Origin of the sequence: Nitrospira sp., from assembly GCA_037045225.1 — a bacterium.
In the GTDB taxonomy this organism is placed as follows: Bacteria; Nitrospirota; Nitrospiria; order Nitrospirales; family Nitrospiraceae; genus Nitrospira_A.
On the sequence record JBAOHZ010000009.1, the window covers coordinates 1,827,091 to 1,843,343 of the forward strand.

Annotated in this window: 15 protein-coding genes; 7 read left to right on the forward strand and 8 right to left on the reverse strand. The window is 59.4% G+C overall.

Features of this window, described 5'->3' with window-relative positions; all coding sequences use genetic code 11:
* Positions 1 to 17: 17 nt before the first annotated feature.
* The 6 genes from V9G17_09335 to pyk form a co-directional block, all read right to left on the reverse strand.
* On the reverse strand, positions 18 to 854 hold the full coding sequence (locus tag V9G17_09335) for an MBL fold metallo-hydrolase (protein MEI2752794.1): 837 nt from the start codon (positions 852 to 854) through the stop codon (positions 18 to 20).
* 192 nt (positions 855 to 1,046) lie between these two features.
* Positions 1,047 to 2,495 (reverse strand): pitrilysin family protein, encoded by a 1,449-nt coding sequence (locus V9G17_09340; GenBank protein ID MEI2752795.1) that lies wholly within the window; start codon positions 2,493 to 2,495, stop codon positions 1,047 to 1,049.
* A 56-nt stretch (positions 2,496 to 2,551) separates the two neighbouring features.
* Positions 2,552 to 4,123 carry a pitrilysin family protein gene (locus tag V9G17_09345; protein MEI2752796.1) on the reverse strand — a complete coding sequence of 524 codons (1,572 nt, stop codon included), beginning with the start codon at positions 4,121 to 4,123 and terminating at the stop codon, positions 2,552 to 2,554.
* Positions 4,120 to 4,770, reverse strand: a complete 651-nt coding sequence (locus V9G17_09350; protein ID MEI2752797.1) for an HAD-IA family hydrolase — start codon at positions 4,768 to 4,770, stop codon at positions 4,120 to 4,122. The genes V9G17_09345 and V9G17_09350 overlap by 4 nt, the downstream gene beginning before the upstream one ends.
* On the reverse strand, positions 4,767 to 5,330 hold the full coding sequence (locus tag V9G17_09355) for a hypothetical protein (GenBank protein MEI2752798.1): 564 nt from the start codon (positions 5,328 to 5,330) through the stop codon (positions 4,767 to 4,769). Before V9G17_09355 ends, V9G17_09350 begins: the two co-directional genes overlap by 4 nt.
* A gap of 4 nt (positions 5,331 to 5,334) precedes the next feature.
* Entirely contained in the window at positions 5,335 to 6,786 is a 1,452-nt protein-coding gene (gene pyk, locus V9G17_09360) for a pyruvate kinase (GenBank protein ID MEI2752799.1), read from the reverse strand.
* 207 nt (positions 6,787 to 6,993) lie between these two features.
* Here pyk and V9G17_09365 point away from each other — a divergent pair, with 207 nt between their 5' ends.
* From V9G17_09365 to V9G17_09380, 4 genes are all read left to right on the forward strand, one after another.
* Positions 6,994 to 9,315, forward strand: coding sequence for a 6-phosphofructokinase (locus V9G17_09365; protein MEI2752800.1), 2,322 nt, complete (start codon positions 6,994 to 6,996; stop codon positions 9,313 to 9,315).
* Between the two features lie 116 nt (positions 9,316 to 9,431).
* Positions 9,432 to 9,893, forward strand: a complete 462-nt coding sequence (locus tag V9G17_09370; GenBank protein ID MEI2752801.1) for a ribonuclease domain-containing protein — start codon at positions 9,432 to 9,434, stop codon at positions 9,891 to 9,893.
* Between the two features lie 6 nt (positions 9,894 to 9,899).
* Positions 9,900 to 10,436, forward strand: coding sequence for a barstar family protein (locus tag V9G17_09375; GenBank protein MEI2752802.1), 537 nt, complete (start codon positions 9,900 to 9,902; stop codon positions 10,434 to 10,436).
* Positions 10,437 to 10,472: 36 nt separating this feature from the next.
* Entirely contained in the window at positions 10,473 to 10,880 is a 408-nt protein-coding gene (locus V9G17_09380; protein MEI2752803.1) for a YidB family protein, read from the forward strand.
* A gap of 55 nt (positions 10,881 to 10,935) precedes the next feature.
* Here the strand turns inward: V9G17_09380 and V9G17_09385 are convergent, their stop codons facing one another.
* A complete protein-coding gene (locus V9G17_09385) occupies positions 10,936 to 11,178 on the reverse strand; it encodes a hypothetical protein (GenBank protein MEI2752804.1) in 243 nt (80 codons plus the stop codon).
* 710 nt (positions 11,179 to 11,888) lie between these two features.
* Here V9G17_09385 and hemL point away from each other — a divergent pair.
* Positions 11,889 to 13,172 carry a glutamate-1-semialdehyde 2,1-aminomutase gene (hemL, locus tag V9G17_09390; protein MEI2752805.1) on the forward strand — a complete coding sequence of 428 codons (1,284 nt, stop codon included), beginning with the start codon at positions 11,889 to 11,891 and terminating at the stop codon, positions 13,170 to 13,172.
* Between the two features lie 203 nt (positions 13,173 to 13,375).
* Here hemL and V9G17_09395 read toward each other — a convergent pair whose 3' ends face one another.
* Positions 13,376 to 13,609, reverse strand: coding sequence for a hypothetical protein (locus V9G17_09395; GenBank protein MEI2752806.1), 234 nt, complete (start codon positions 13,607 to 13,609; stop codon positions 13,376 to 13,378).
* 245 nt (positions 13,610 to 13,854) lie between these two features.
* On the opposite strand from V9G17_09395, the gene V9G17_09400 reads away from it, so the two are divergent.
* Complete coding sequence (locus V9G17_09400) at positions 13,855 to 14,484, forward strand: thermonuclease family protein (GenBank protein ID MEI2752807.1); 630 nt, start codon at positions 13,855 to 13,857, stop codon at positions 14,482 to 14,484.
* Positions 14,485 to 15,510: 1,026 nt separating this feature from the next.
* Positions 15,511 to 16,068: a GNAT family N-acetyltransferase gene (locus V9G17_09405; protein MEI2752808.1), complete on the forward strand. Its 558-nt coding sequence runs from the start codon at positions 15,511 to 15,513 to the stop codon at positions 16,066 to 16,068.
* Positions 16,069 to 16,253 lie beyond the last annotated feature (185 nt).

Consider the following 16,253-nt stretch of genomic DNA (forward strand, 5'->3'; position numbering starts at 1 on the left):
ACTGCTTCAACACCCTGCTAGGAATAGAACGGATTGTGGTGTAGCTCTTCACGCACCGTTGTGGCCGGACCATGACCTGGGAATAGCCTTGTGTCAGGAACCAGCGTCAGTACCTGCTTCCGAACCGATTCCAAATGGGTCTCGTAGAGCCCGGCTGGACTGGAGCGGCCGATGGAACCAGCAAACAGCGTATCACCCACAAAACAGATCGGGACACCGGCCTGCTCAACAACATAACAGACTCCGCCCGGGGTATGGCCGGGCGTGGGCATGAACCGGATGGTCAGCCCGCCGACCGAAAGCGTCTCGCCCCGCTGCGGCACATGCAGCAACTCCTGTGACGGACACCAACTGAGGAGATCGAGATCGTCCGGGCCGAGATAGACCGGCACCGGGTATGTCTTGAGGATCGCCTCCATTCCCTCGGCATGATCGGAATGGCCGTGCGTCAGACAAATCGCTCGCAAACGAAGCTTCCGCTTGGCGAGCGCGGCCAACATCCCGTTTGCGTTATAGGCGGTATCGATGACGACGGCTTCGCCGCCATCATGCACGATATACCCCTTCACCTCATACCCGCCGACCGACCCCAACACCGTCTCCACATGCGGTACCGATGGAGGCATGGCCTGAGGAGTCCAACCGTCCACCACCTGGGTGAGCGGCTCAGCCATCAGTCCAAGCGCCTGCGCAATCGCGCGAACCTGTTCGCGACTCCGTGGCGATTGCCCCCGCTCCAGCTCCGTCACTTCGGTTTCCGACAAGCCACTCGCACTCGCGACATCGGCCACCGACCGCTGCTGTCCGTTGCGAGCCTTCTTCAAAATATCGCTGAGTTCGTCTTCAAGAGACACAAGAACCTCCGGCCTAGATTCAACGCTTCCGACTACCACCCCTGAGACTTCGAAGCAGGCATCGAACGAACCCCGTCTTACACCTCGCCACTCCAGTAGGCAGGTTGTGGTGGCTCTGACTGGGCGCGTCCAACGAGGGCATTCGTATGCCGCGCGTTGCGCGAGCAAAGAGCCACTCGATCTGCCGCTCCCTCAACTCTCCGGTACCAACGTAATTTCCTTCACCTCGCCGAAACTGGCCAGCACTTTCGACAGGGCCTCGCCAGACCCGACGGCCAGAATCCGCAGCCGCTCAGGATTAAAATGGGCCTTCGCCGCCCGTTGGATATCCTCTTTCGTCAGCTTCACCACCTTGTCGCGGATCTGCTGCAGCCAATCTTTCGGCAGCCCGTCATATTCAAGATCCATCAGCCGTCCCACAATGCTCGACGCGCTGGTGAACGAGAAGACAAACGAGTTCACATAGGCTTCCTTGGCTTCTTCCAATTCAGTGTCGGTCACCGGCTCATTGCGCATCCGCTCCATGTTTGCCACGAAACGATTCACCACCTCTTGAGTCGACGACAACTTCGTTTCGGCACGCATCAGCCAGACACCTTCATCATACACGCTGGCCCGGAGGCCGCTGCCGACAGAATAGGCCAAGCCGCGCTTGGTGCGCACATCGTTGAAGAGCCGGCTGCGGAACGAACTGCCGCCCAGAATGTCGTTGGCGATGGCAACCGCGACGTAATCTGGATCGGTCTCCTTGATGGTCAGATGTCCCACCCGCAAGTGCGTTTGTGACGTGTCTTTGTTCACGAACCGCACAAGGCCGGTCTTGGAGTCGGTCTCGGACACAGCGGGAATCGTGACGGCCGGCACACTGCCCTTGGCCCAATCGCCGAAGGCGTCGCGCAACAGAGCCAACATATCGGCCTTCTCGAAATCGCCGGTCACGCCGAGAATAATGCCGTTGGGATGAACCGTCCGTTGATGAAACGCCACTAGATCTTCACGGGTAATCGCATCGATCGAACGAACGGAGGTTTCGCGGGCACTCGGGTGAGTCGGGCCATAGAGCAGCTTGGCAAACTCCCGCCCCACAATCGATCCGGGACTGTCCTGCCGCCGCCTGATGCCTTCCAGCGCCTGCAGTTTCGCCAGCTCCACACGGCCCTGCTCGAACGCCGGCCGACGCAACAGATCGGCAAAGATCTGCAGCCCACGCTTCAGATCTTTCTTGAGCACATCGAGCGACGCCGAACCGGACTCTTTCGCAAACCCGATCGACATCGAAGCCGCCAATTGTTCGAGCTCATCATCGACCTCATCGGGAGACATGCCGACGGAGCCGCCGGTGCGCATCACCGCCCCGGTCATCCCGGCCAACCCGACCTTGTCCGCCGGATCCAGCCAGCTACCGGTTCGAAGCGTCGCATTGATGGTCACCAACGGGAGTTCGTGATCTTCGAGCAGATAGACCACCATGCCGTTCTCCAACACCACACGCTCCGCATCCGGCGGGCTAAATTCCACCGTCGGGAACCGCATCGTACGCGGATCATTCGATGTCGGGTCCGCCGCCCATCCCACCGTCGCTTGCAACAGGAGCATGAGCACCATGGCCACACACGACATCCGTCCCATCGCTTTCCTCATGAGAATTCCTCTCTCCCCTTCACGCGTCACAAGATACGCGTCACGCACAACGCGCCTCATCGACCCACCTCACCTGCGGCCGCCATTTTCTTGTCTTGCGCCTTCTTGACCAGGACACCGACCGTCCGGTTCGGCTTCGTCAAATACTGGGCGGCCACCCGCTGTACATCGGCCGGGGTCACCGCCGCGATCCGGTCGCGCGCGCTCAGCACATAGCGCCACGTCCCGGCCACGGTGTGATAAAACGCCAACTGCGAGGCCAATCCGCTGTTGGACCGTAATGATCGCACCAGGTCTGCATCGAGTCCATTGAGGACCCGCTCGAACTCCTTGGCCGAAATCGACTCGGTCTTTAACCGGTCGAGCTCCTCGTAAATCGCCGACTCCACCTCCTCCGTGGTATGGGGGGCGAGTGGGGTTGCGGCAATGACAAAGAGGTTCGGGGCGCGGACACCGGGATAATTCGTATCGGACATCACCGAGGCCGCCAGCCGCTTGTCACGCACGAGTGTGCTGTAGAGCCGCGAGGTCACGCCTTCGGTCAGCACCTCGTCGATCACGTCGAACACAAAATCGTCGGGATGCCCGATCGTGGGTTTGTGGTAGCCGATCGCCAATGCAGGCTCCGCATCGAATTCGATTTCGACACGCCGCTCACCGCGTTGCGGCGGTTCCTCCGTCACCAGGGATGGAATGGGAGGCGCGGCCGGAATTTTTCCGAAGGTCTGTTCGATCAGCGCAATGACCTCTTTGGGGTTGATGTCCCCGACAATTGCCACGGTCGCGTTGTTGGGGCCGTAATAGGTCTTGAAGAACGCCTCTGTCGCCGCCGGTGTGAGGGACAGGATGTCCGACCCCCAGCCGATGGTCGGCACGCCATATTGATGCGCCTGGAATGCGGTGGAGGTGAACGTTTCATAGAGCAGCCCGTTCGGACTGTCGTCGGTCCGGAGCCGCCGCTCCTCCATCACCACCCCCCGCTCCTTATAAAACTCGCGCAGGACGGGATGCGCCATGCGGTCCGACTCCAGCGCCGCCCACAGCGGCAACCGGTTGGCCGGCAGACTGATGACGTAGCGGGTGATGTCTTTGCCGGTCGACGCATTGAGCCCCACGCCGCCGTGGCGCTGATAGAGCAGCGCCATCTCGTTGCCGACCACATACTCGCCGGCCTTCTCCTGTAACTCTTTGAAACGCCGCTGCAGTTGCTGGACCGTTTCGGACGGAACCGGCGGTTTGCCTTCCGCCTGCGCGCGGGCCGCCTCTTCACGTTCATGCCGGTCAAGCTCGGTGCCGACCCTAGCCAAATCGTCCAGGACGGCCTGCTCCCGCTCGTAATCTCGCGTGCCGACTGTCCGGGTGCCCTTGAACGCCATGTGTTCGTACAGATGCGCCAGGCCGGTCTGGCCGACCTGCTCATTCACACCGCCGACTCCAAACGTCATGTTGACGCTGACAATCGGAGCCTGGTGCCGCTCCACCATCAAAACGGTCATGCCGTTTGCAAGCTTGTGCTCGATGACCCGGTCCGCCAGGCTCGGGGAGCCGGCCTGACCCGGCACAGCAGCCGCAAGCACTCCGACCAGAATAAGCACACCCATTCTGCTCGCCCCTGTGATGCTGATCATATGAAAAGCTCCATCAGTTCCTCCGGTCGTTCAATAAACCAATCGGGCTGACAGGCGACCATCTTCTGACGGTTGCCCATGCCATACCCCACGGCACACACACGGATCCCGGCATTGTGGCCGCCGTTGATATCGTTAGTACTGTCGCCGACCAGCACCGTGCGATCCTTCTCGACGCCGAGTTGCTCCATCACATGCACCAGCATGCCGGGCTCGGGCTTGAGACCGAACCCGTTATCGCCGCCGACCACATAGACAAAATGTTGCGGGCCGAGGCCCTTCAAAATCACGTTCGTGTATTCGATCGCCTTATTCGTCGCCACGGCCTTGGGCTTGGCGGAGAAATGTTCCAACACCCGGTCGATCCCCGGATAAAACGAGGTGCGATCCAGGCAATGTTCCAGATAATGTGCGCGAAAGACCCGAAGCGCTTCATCGTACAACTCTTGCTTACCCTCACCGACGGCCAAGCGCAGAAGCTTCTTCACGCCGTCGCCGACGAATCCGAAAATTTCCTCCTGCGGGCGCTCCGGCACCCCCAGATCGCGCAACGTCAAATTGACGCTGTCGGCGATATCCCATTTCGACTCGATCAAGGTGCCGTCGAGGTCGAAAATGAGCAAATCAATCGCAGCCTTCTTCGTCATTCTTTTGCCTTTCGCAACTCGGCCTGTAATGCCGCCAACGACGCGTGACGCACTCCGTCCTTTTCTTCCAGCATGGCCTGCCGCACGACATTCAGCATCCGCTTCTGGCCCACATGGGGCGGCAGGATGGGATCCATGATCTTCCACCGTGCCCCTTGAACCTTCACGCGAACACGCACCTGCTCGATGCCCGGTTCAGGCACAAACCCGGCCGTATCTATGTACATGACCCCCAGCACATGAAATTCCACCGGCACCAGCACCTCCAACCGGCTCACAATCTCCCACTGGCGAAAATCGTCCGGCACCGTGAAACCATTGATGACGATGACTTTCCCCCAAGCCGGCTCTTCCTTCCAATCCACGAGGCCTGCCACCGCCTCGAACGAATCCGCATCGAGCCGTACTCCTTTGTTGTCGAGAGCAAAGTATTTCTCCACGACCTTCGCCGGAGAGTGCGAGACCGCATTGGTCTGAGCCAAACCGGGAGCGGCACACGCCAGCAGCAGGAGAACCGTCGTTGCGAACCTTCCCGGAAGACGACGCCATTGAATTCCCATGCGACTAGCCGACCTCGTGCAATTGTATGAGATTCGTCCCACCCGTCTGACCGATTCTGGTCCCCGACACAATGACCATGCGTTGCCCGCTCCGCACCAGCCCCTCCACTTTCAAGCACCGCTCAGCTTCATGGACCCGTTCATCGGTTGTCGGAATCTGTGGCATCGTGCGGGGAAGCACGCCCCAATACAACGCCATCCGCCGACGGACCGGCTCGAACGGGGTCAACCCGATGATCGGCGCGACCGGACGTTGCTTAGAGACCAACCGCGCCGTCGTACCCCGTTCACTGAAGGCGACCATCACACTCGCACCGATCGTCGCGGCAGCCGAGTAGGCGGAGAGGGCGATGGCTTCTGGAATCGAATCCTGCCCCTGCTCGCCCTGCGAGCGGCGGACAAAACCCGGCCCTGTTTCAACTTCGGCCGCCCGTATGATCCGATCCATCACCCGCACGACTTCTACCGGATGGTGCCCGACGGCCGTTTCTGCGGAGAGCATGACGGCATCGGTGCCATCGAACACGGCATTTGCCACATCCGACGCTTCCGCCCTGGTCGGCCGCATATGTTGCGTCATGGACTCGAGCATCTGGGTGGCAGTAATGACCAGTCGGCGGCGGCGATTCGCCATCGCAATAATGCGCTTCTGCAGCACCGGAACGGCTTCAGGCCCTAACTCTACGCCCAAATCCCCGCGCGCCACCATCACCCCGTCGGCGTGCTCGAGAATGGACTCCAAATCCGTCACCGCCTCCTGCCGCTCGATCTTGGCGATCACCGGCACATCCCCGCCGCATGCGGCAATCAATTCCTTGGCCGCAAGGATGTCCTGCGCTCCACGGACAAACGATAATGCGATATAGTCCACGCCCTGCGCCACGCCGAAGCGCAGATCCTCCCGATCTTTTTCCGTCAGAGTCGGAGCGCTCACGACCGTGCCGGGCAGGTTCATGCCCTTCTGAGACGTCACCCGCCCGCCTGCCACCACGGTACACTCTACCGCACCCTCGACGATTCGGTCCGCCGTCAGTTCCACCAGCCCATCGTCGATCAGTATTTTGGCCCCGGACCGAATATCCCTGGTCAGGGCCTGATAGGTCACGGGGATCTCGTGCATCGTGCTTGCGGCGAGCACCGTCCTGGCACCGATCTGCCCGCCGGATCGCAAGGCCATGGTCCGTAACCGAACGCGCTGCCCGGGAATGAGTTCCAGCGCGCCGTCAATCTCGCCGACACGAATACGCGGCCCCTGCAGATCCTGCAGGATGGCGATCGCCATCCCGTGGCGGTCTGCCACGGCCCGAATGGTTTTGATCGCCCGTCCATGCGATTCGTGCGTACCATGGGAAAAATTCAAACGGGCCGCATCCATGCCGCTTTGAATCAGTTGCTTCAGCACGGCTTCGCCATCACTCGCCGGACCGATGGTGCAGACGATCTTCGCTTTTCGCATGGTGCTGTTCTTCAGTCTTGACAAGATTGGCCCGGCACACCATCTTGTATGGAAACGGTGAGACGCGATGCATCCGTGATTCGGTCGGCAACGGGTCATTCTAACAAACCCGACACCATGCCGCAAAAGAACATCGGCAGAGGTGGCACCGATCTGCGACGCCGGTCTCATTAATTTTCTCTTACCAATCAGCCTACGAGGCGACGCATGAGCGCATCCGACAGTCAGTCAACCGATCAGTTGGACTTCGTCACAATGAACGGCTTGCTGGCCTATGGGGAGGCCCTCGCGCAGCGCACATCGAGCGGCAGATTCGTGCTGCCGCCCGCACCCCCGCCTGCTTCCGACCGGCTACCGCGCGCAGAGGCGGCGACCGGCCGGATCAAAACGTTCATTCAGCAGGCCCAGGCCGGTTTGCCCAGCGCCGAGGCCTATCGCATGGCACGCCAGGACTTGATCGCCGACACCTGCGGAGGTGATCCCCTGGTGTTCTTTGCCGCCTGGAACTGGCTCCTCAGTCGCGGCGAACTCGCCCCGTTGTATCGCGCGCCGATCGGCGCCACGCAGAAACCCGCCCATCGCCGCCCGGTTGCCATCGTGCCGCGTGCTCAATTGACGCCACAACTCACCGAGGGCCGCATTGTGCTCGATCTCGGTGATGACCGGTTCTGGCTGCTGCCCCGCGATCTCGGCGACCGCACACTCTTTCTCACGATGCGGCATGGCGTCTCGGAAGTCGAGAGCAAGACCCATCGAGTGGGCCGGCGGCTGGCCAATGTCCTGGATGCCGAGCGCGGGATCCCCCGGGCGGAGGCCGTCGGTGCGGCGCTGGCCCGCATGGTGGGCGTGGTCGGACAACAATTGGGCTATTTGCAGTTGCGCAACTATCTGGATCCGCGCACGTTCCTCCACCTCATCAGCCACAGCCCGAACACCGAACAGCTCTGTCGGCGCATCACGAAAGCACTGATCCCCGACCGTGCCGATGCGGTCCATCCCCATGTCGAAGCCACGTTGGAATCACAGGACTTCGGTTGGGTTACGGGCATGGAAAAACAGGCGGAGATCGACGCCGCGGCTCAGGCCTTCGGCGTCGATGCGAAGACCGCCAAGCGTCTCATCAAACATCCCTTTTACAATTATCCGGGCGGGCATTCGTTCTTCGACCTCTATATCGACGTAATCGACGGCCTGCACCGACTGGGCCGTACCCACCCTGGAGAAGTGCTCTGTCTCTACACCCACAGTTCGACCCTGCGCGCGCTGCGTATCTATCTGGACCCGCGTCCGTTCCGCGAGGCCTTTTCAGAATTCGGCGAATACAAGGAAGGACAGGACAATGTCGTCCTCCTCACCCTGGAGAACGGCAAACTGTCCGGCTACTCCACGGCCGTCGGCCTGATTGAAAGCGAACGGGTCGCCCGCGAAGCCTGGGTGACGGTCGAACGGGAGCGGAACCAACGTGTCACCCTCAAGCCTCAACGCATCAAGCGCCTCCTAGCACTCGTGTCGGGCGGGGACTTCGGCGGCGGCGGGGCGGCGTTGAAAGAATTACGCGTAACCGGAAATCTCTTCGGCCTGAAGGTCTTCTTCGTCCGGCACGGCTTCTTGGGGCTGGCCAACAACTGGATTGATCCCGTCACGGAAGAAGACACGCGCGGTATGAGCAGCCATGCCAGCAGCCCCATCGGCAGCAGCCGTTTCGAAGATTTCAAAGACGAAGAGGTCCAACGCGCCGCCATGCGGTCCCTGGCCCCCTATCTCGAAGACTCCGCGCTCGTGGTACTGGGAGGCGACGGCAGCTTGCGGGGCGCCCGGGCGATTCACGAGACCTACGGGGTGCAGGTCGTCGGCATTCCCGGCACCATCGACAACAACATCGCCGGCACGACGTCCTTGGGCTTTCATTCGGCCATCGCGCTGGCGAATCAATCCATTGAATCCCTCAAGGCGACGAGCGCCGCCATGGGCAGCATCTTTTTTGTGGAGGTCATGGGCGCCGGGTCCGGCCATCTGGCCTTAGCCTGTGCCTATCAGGCTCGTGCGGAAGGAATTCTCGTGAATGAACACCCGGATCCCGATGCCTACATCGACGACGTGGTGCTGGGCACCTTGAAACGCACCCTGGGCGTGCCCAACAAGAGCCATATTTTTATCGTGGCGGAGCGGACCCCCCACCGGCATCACCGGGAAGGCGGTGTACATGGCTTGGTTGACTATGTCGCCAACACCATCGCAACCTGGCCGCGTCATCGGGAAACGTCCGGTCACTATTCATTGGCGTCGGCCACGAAGGCGACGATCCTGGGACATACACTCAGGGGTGCCCCGCCGACACCGGAGGATAAGATGATCGCGCAACATCTCGGCTACGAAACCGTACGCCGGCTGGTCGAACAGCCGGACACGATCGTCGGTTGCATGGTGGCCTACCACGATTCGAACCGGCTCGACACGATCCCGCTGCACGCCGTGGCCCCCAAACCATTCGACTGGGAATTGTTTACCCGCATGCACGGGACGGAGTGAGCCTACCATCGAGTCTAGCGCCATGCTGCGCGCGTGGACCCGCGCGGGACGACGTTGACCCCTCCCATGTGACATGTTAGGGTCGTGCCTGTTGATGCCACCGGTTGTCACGCATTATGCCCATTCGACGCATCACCCGTCTTCTCCTCTGGCTCTGCGCGACCGTGGCCCTGTCTCTGGGCGTCGCCTTCGCGGCTGAACCTGGCCACACGCTTCTCGACACTCCGACGCCGACCCTGACACCGGCCCCCGACCAGACGCCCCAGACACAGAACGGTTCCGTACGCGCCGGTCCCCAGACGAAACCGCGCGGCGTCCAGGTGCCGATTCCCCTCTCTGCGAGGGAGACCCTGAACGCGATTGAATCGCGCCATGGGGAACCTCCGCCGGGATACATCGGTGGACGTACGTTTCAAAACCGTGAACGCGTACTCCCACGTGGTCGCTATCGTGAGTACGATGTGCACCCCAAGGTGCCGGGGAAGAATCGAGGCGCTGAACGGATCGTCATCGATCAACGCACCGGCAAAGCCTATTACACGGCAGACCACTACCGGACATTTGTTCCGATGAATTGAGGCTACATGTCGCTCATTGCACTGCAATCGATCAAGAAACCCTGGGCGCATCTCCTGGTGCATGCCGAGGGAGAAGCGCTCGATAAAATTCTCTCTGTCCCCGCACACTTCGTCATCAAAACCATCGCCGGCAAGAAATGTAAGACGAAGGCAGGCCTGCTGGATGAATTCAGCCGGGTGTTCTCGTTTCCGGACTACTTCGGCCACAACTGGGACGCCCTGGAGGAATGTTTGGCCGATCTAGATTGGCTGCCGGCCAAGGGATACCTCGTCGTAGTGACCGATGCCGACCAGGTGTTGTCGAAACCAGACGAGGAGGACGACTTTGAAACGTTCGTGGAGATTTTGAGCGAAGCCGGGGAAGCCTGGAGCCTCAAAGAATCCGACGACGCGACGGGAAACGGTCTGCCGTTTCACGCCGTGTTGGCCGTCGCAGATCGCCATAAGCGCAGCCGCCACAACTGGTTCGCGCCGCCGCTGGCCATGGAGCGCAAGGCCACGAAATCTGCACCGCCGAAGGGGGCCAAAAAAATCACGCAATAGGCACGGGACAGGGGTTATCTATACAAGGAGGTCAAGATGGGTCTTCTCGATCAACTCGGACAGGCCGCTGCCGGCATGATGGGTGGTGGTGATAAAAATCCTCTGATGCAGGCCGTCGTGAGTCTGCTGGGACAGAACAGTTCCGTCGGCGGATTGAATGGACTCGTGCAGGCGTTTCAGAAAAACGGCCTGGGGGACATCGTGAATTCCTGGGTCAGCACCGGCAAGAACTTGCCGATTTCAGCCGAACAGATCCAACAGGGGCTGGGCGGCGACCTCTTGAAGCAACTGGCTTCTCAAGCGGGCCTGAGCCCGGAGGCGGCCGGCGGCCAGCTGGCAAATCTACTTCCCGGATTGGTCGATAAACTGACGCCGGACGGCAAGATGCCGGACAGCAGTCTGATTGAACAGGGGTTGAATCTCTTGCGAGGAAAACTCGGATAGGGCCTGAGACCCGGCGCTCATGTCAGGGTGCCGGGTGCCCCTCCGAGTCCATTGGCTAGCAGAGAGGGAAGAAACGTCCCATTATTTGCTGCGCCCGCCGCGTCACTTGCCAGGAAAAGTCGTGTATGCGTGAGAGCAGCCAGACTCGCGGCGTCACAATTTTCCCCACACTCGCACTCAGCAAGGTGAAATGATCGCCGCAGAGCCCATGCGTTTCACTCGGATCCTCCAACGGGAATTTCTCCCGCAGAAACGCCGGCTTCCTGTCTCGTACGCACCAGGCACACAGAACTTTCACGCCTCACTCCATTCGTTCGCACTCGACGCATCTCGCTGAGAGCGCAAGAGTCGCACCAGCCGACATCGGCGAATACATCGGTAATGTTTTCAGTATGATAGATAGCTTGAACAAGCAGGGTGTGGGCTAAACCCCTCACCAAAAGCGTGGCATTCCGGCAATGATTGACGTTTTTTGTCGCTCTTGTCTGAAAAATCCCCCAGCCGAGCGCACACTCACTCGTAACAGGTCATGGCGGGACGAGAGCTTCGGCTCAGAAGGACGGACTCATGGCGCGGCAACGGGAGTTCGTCACAACTCGAGATACGTGGATCTCGGCCAATACCCAGTTGCTGGAGGTGAGCGGAGCAGATCCCGTGGGTCTCGCGCGGGTCAGCCAACGGAGCTTTTTCTGTCACCAACCCCGTCCGCCCTTCCCCCTGGCACCAAGAACAAATCACTTTCATCTCTTTCTCCTACGCAGTGATACTAGGCACTTAGCAAAACATGCGCCATATGAGACTAAACATCTAACTCATTGTTTATCCATGCTAAAATAGACATAATGATTCTTGGCTGCAACGAGGTGTATCTATTCGGATAACCAGCTGTATCAAATCGTGACTGAGTGGAGGCGCGGAGCCACTCCTCGACCCAGCATCGACAATTGACCGTTTTTAATTTCCCGTGGTAGGTTGGCGCCCCAACTCACGGCTCGATGAAAGAGGCCCATGAAAACACAACGATCGGAACAACTCTTCGCAGATGCGCAGCTCATCATCCCCGGTGGGGTGAACAGTCCGGTTCGGGCTTTTCGCTCGGTAGGGGGGCAGCCTCGATTCATCGCCCGCGCCAAAGGCTCACGCCTCTATGACGTCGACGGGAATAGCTACATCGACTACGTCCTGTCCTGGGGACCGATGATTCTCGGCCACGCGCCAACGACCGTCACCAAGGCCATTCAACAGGCCGCCGCGAACGGCACCAGCTATGGCGCGCCGACGGAGCTAGAGATTCAGCTGGCCACGATGATTCGCGAGGCCCTGCCCTCCATGGAATTGGTTCGGCTGGTGAGTTCAGGAACCGAAGCGGTCATGAGCGCCATTCGCGTCGCCCGTGCCTATACGAAACGCGACGGCATCCTCAAATTCGAAGGGTGTTATCACGGCCACAGCGACTACCTCCTGGCCAAGGCAGGGTCAGGTCTCACGACACTCGGAATTCCCGACTGCCCCGGTGTGCCGGAAGACTTCACCAAACACACATTGACCGTCCCCTATAACGATCTCGCCACCACGGAAAAGCTGATCAAGAAGCATTACCGCCAGCTCGCCTGCGTCATCGTTGAGCCGATCGCCGGCAACATGGGAGTGATTCCTCCCTCCCCGGAATTCCTGTACGGCTTGCGTAAGTTGACCGACGCCCACGGCATGTTGCTGATTTTCGACGAAGTCATCTCGGGATTCCGTGTGCAATACGGCGGCGCGCAAACGCTCTACGACATCAAGCCTGATCTGACGATCCTGGGGAAAATTATCGGCGGAGGACTTCCGGTCGGGGCCTACGGGGGCACGAAGGACATTATGAAGATGATTGCCCCGTCCGGACCGGTCTATCAGGCGGGCACGTTGTCAGGGAATCCGCTGGCCGTCACGGCCGGCATCGAAACACTGAAGCGCCTCAAGAAACCGGGCACCTACGAGCAGCTCGAGCAACGGTCGGTTGCGCTGGCCGAGGGACTGGGACATGCCGCGCGAAAAGCCGGGGTTGCTCTCACGCAAACCCGTGTGAGTTCGATGATGTGTGCGTTCTTTTCCCAGGGCCCGGTCACGGATTGGGCATCAGCCAAGAAAGCCGACACGAAGGCCTACGCGAAGTTCTTTCATCAGATGCTGGACGCCGGGATTTACCTGGCCCCGTCACAGTTCGAAGCCGCGTTTATGTCAGTGGCCCATACACCAAAAGACATCGACCGCACGATCAGCGTCGCTCAAGCCGCGTTCAAGAACCTCTAACCCGCCATGAAGCGCCGGGCGTTGCCCGGCGCTCAAGAGCATATGGCCAATGGCATAGAGCGCTAGCAGAAGGCTACGCCCCTTACGCTCATCCTCTCGGCTTCTGGCTATAAGCCATACGCCACAAGCCATTTGCTCCCTGAGATGCACCAACCAGATACAGGCGTATCCGCGAAGATACAGCGCCTAGCCGCCATCCTGAGCTATTCGTCGTCGTCCTCGTCATCCATCTCCAACGCTTCTTGCCGCTTCTGTTCTTCCATCGCGTTGTGCAGGAGCATGCGGACAAACATCGAATAGAGCGAGCCTTTTTCCAGTGTCCCGCCGGGAGGAATCGCAATCTTGCCTTCCTTGATCATGCGATCCATCCAGGCCTTCTGATCCGGGGCGATCAAGATCGGCACCTCGACCAGCCCCACTTTTCCAAACATATCCATGAGCGGCTCTCCTGTAGTAGTTCGTACGGTCTTAAAGATTAAGAGCACATAGCATATGGCTTATGGTACGAGCTCCGGAAAAATCCAAAGTCTCAACTATTCGCTATTGTCCATTAGCCATACGCGCTTCAACGGAGGGCATTTGAGCACGCGGTTTTTCATCATGTCAACCGCTGGCATCAATGATCGGCGCATGGCATAGAGCGTGCTTCTTCCGGCCATGAACATTCGGAGGACGCCTTTCCATGCTGCACAGAAACGAACGTATTTCCCGCCTGCTCAGCCGATTCACCTTGCTGGTTTTAATCACCGCCCCCACCTCGCAAGCCGCCAGTGCCGTAGAGGAAAGCCGTTCCACCCTGCATACCTACACACCGGCAACGACACAGGATCCGGGACCATTCCACTGCAACGACTGTTGGGGATTGAAACCAGAGGAACGTCAGCCGCTGCCCCAACATCAAGCCCCACGGTATCGGCGTGGGCACCATGAGCGAGGCCCTAGACCGCACAAGAATCCCTTCGCAAAAAAGTCTCGTTCGCACAGCCATGGTCTTCGCTCCCTCCCGCACCACGCGCTGTCGATGGGAAGTTTCGAGCGGACCGTGGAACCCTGGCAAGTCCGCACCGTTGACGGCGACACGATTCGCTACGGCACCGACCGCATCCGCATTCGCGGCTACAACGCGCCGGAGATGTCGGAACCGGGTGGGCGAGAAGCGGCATTCCGACTGGAGCAACTGATGCAGGAAGGAACGATCAATATCGTCCCCCACGGCCACGATGTCTACGGCCGGACACTGGCGGATGTGTTCGTGAACGGCCAGAACGTAGCGGAGGTGATGACGGGGGAGGGATTTGGAAGGAGGGGGTGAGAGAAAAGAAGGCTTGGCTGACTAACTGCGCACGACCTCAGTGGGGCCATCATGCGCTAAGCCCTCATGAGCAGTTGAATCACTCCTTTCTCCCGGTGCTCCTCTGAAGCTGCGCCGTAGCGGCGCAATGCCGTCGCACCTCGACCTCTTCTAACCCGAGAAACGTCATCATTCGCCATGGCGCCCACCTCGTCGCACATCCGTTCCAGCCGAGCCCCAGGAAGCGATGGGGCTGTCACGAATGAAAAACTCACAGCGAGTACACGTAGTAGGCGAAGCCAAATGGATGCACCGGGAAACGACTCCTTGCTGATGAAACGCATGGGAACATAGTAGAAAAACCCCTTGGCCTTCGGCTTCATTCCTGGCACGATGGCGCACGGATCTTATCCAAGGTCACAAGGCAATTGGCAGCTTATACGGAGCCGGATAATACATAGTTAGAGCGTAAGAGAGCATCATGGACTCCAAGACTCAGCGTGCCAATAAGGAAAAAGTTCTTCGCAAGCTGGCGAAACTTCTGCAACCAGTGGGCTTCGTCCACACAAAGCCGACCTTCTACACAAGGATCAACTCACAATTTGTCGAATTCATTCACTTGCACAAGTTCAGTTTCAGCGCTGCCTTCAGAGTTCACATAGGCCTTCGCGTAATGAATGATCCCTTTGAGGCCATCGCACTCAACGGCCCTACATCTGACGACTATCGGGGAACAACATCAGAGGGGGGCAATAGATACGATCTGCACTTTGAGGACACGGAGGAAACACTGGACCGATGCGCGAGCAGCGCAGCTCGGTTCGTCCAGGAAGTCGGACACCCCTGGTTTCTCACCTGGCGAGATCCCATTGTGTTGGTTTCATCACCGACATCTCCCTTGTCCGAGCAGGCGAGGTCCGCCCTGGTCCACGCACTGAGTGGCGACTCTGACGAGGAATGCATTCATCGAACCCGGAAACTTCTCAATGTGCCCTAATCCTTCCTCAAAGGTCGGCTTGCGGCTAGCCGGTCCTTCGGTCGATTGTGATGCATCTGTTCGACATGATTCATCAGGCCAACCTCCTCACACCCCGCCTTCGTCTCCGACAGTGGCGACTATCGGACCTTGAACCGCTCGCAGCAATGAATTCCGACCCCGATGTCATGCGTTATTATCCGGCGCCTTGGGCCAGAGAGCAGAGCGATGCGTTTGCTCAACGGGTGATGGGACTGATCGACGAACGTGGTTGGGGCTTCTGGGCGGTTGAGGAACGGGCGTCAGGGCGATTCATCGGCTTTGTCGGCTTACATGTCCCATCCCAGGAACTGCCGTTCTCGCCCTGCGTGGAAGTCGGTTGGCGCCTGGCCAGACCATACTGGGGTCTGGGCTATGCCACGGAGGCCGCGCAATCGGCCATTGCGTTCGGATTCGAGCAACTCCATCTGGAGGAACTCGTGGCATTCACCGCCATCACCAACCTGAAATCGAGCGCGGTGATGGAACGCCTCGGGATGCGGCTCGACTCCGAATTCGACCACCCCCAGGTGCCCATCGAATCCGTGCTGCATCGGCATGTGTTGTATCGTCTTCGCTCGCCTGAATAAGCCTGTCATTCTCTTGAGTTTCGAGTATTGCCGTTCATCTTTCTTCAATTGATGTCCTCCGGCAGCAGGCTCCACCCTCTTACCTTGATTCTGACAATCGATTCAAATCCAGCGTACAATCGTCGGCATTCTCAACCGGATACGTCACCACGAAATCGCCGATAGAAGGACCATCCCATGCGAAC

What these genes read in the sequence shown, in the direction of transcription:
- V9G17_09340 (MEI2752795.1), bottom strand. Translation starts at nt 2,495, where the DNA reads ATGAGGAAAGCGATGGGACGGATGTCGTGTGTGGCCATGGTGCTCATG.
- V9G17_09345 (MEI2752796.1), bottom strand. Translation starts at nt 4,123, where the DNA reads ATGATCAGCATCACAGGGGCGAGCAGAATGGGTGTGCTTATTCTGGTC.
- V9G17_09350 (MEI2752797.1), bottom strand. Translation starts at nt 4,770, where the DNA reads ATGACGAAGAAGGCTGCGATTGATTTGCTCATTTTCGACCTCGACGGC.
- V9G17_09355 (MEI2752798.1), bottom strand. Translation starts at nt 5,330, where the DNA reads ATGGGAATTCAATGGCGTCGTCTTCCGGGAAGGTTCGCAACGACGGTT.
- pyk (MEI2752799.1), bottom strand. Translation starts at nt 6,786, where the DNA reads ATGCGAAAAGCGAAGATCGTCTGCACCATCGGTCCGGCGAGTGATGGC.
- V9G17_09365 (MEI2752800.1), top strand. Translation starts at nt 6,994, where the DNA reads ATGAGCGCATCCGACAGTCAGTCAACCGATCAGTTGGACTTCGTCACA.
- V9G17_09370 (MEI2752801.1), top strand. Translation starts at nt 9,432, where the DNA reads ATGCCCATTCGACGCATCACCCGTCTTCTCCTCTGGCTCTGCGCGACC.
- V9G17_09375 (MEI2752802.1), top strand. Translation starts at nt 9,900, where the DNA reads ATGTCGCTCATTGCACTGCAATCGATCAAGAAACCCTGGGCGCATCTC.
- V9G17_09380 (MEI2752803.1), top strand. Translation starts at nt 10,473, where the DNA reads ATGGGTCTTCTCGATCAACTCGGACAGGCCGCTGCCGGCATGATGGGT.
- hemL (MEI2752805.1), top strand. Translation starts at nt 11,889, where the DNA reads ATGAAAACACAACGATCGGAACAACTCTTCGCAGATGCGCAGCTCATC.
- V9G17_09395 (MEI2752806.1), bottom strand. Translation starts at nt 13,609, where the DNA reads ATGGATATGTTTGGAAAAGTGGGGCTGGTCGAGGTGCCGATCTTGATC.
- V9G17_09400 (MEI2752807.1), top strand. Translation starts at nt 13,855, where the DNA reads ATGCTGCACAGAAACGAACGTATTTCCCGCCTGCTCAGCCGATTCACC.
- V9G17_09405 (MEI2752808.1), top strand. Translation starts at nt 15,511, where the DNA reads ATGCATCTGTTCGACATGATTCATCAGGCCAACCTCCTCACACCCCGC.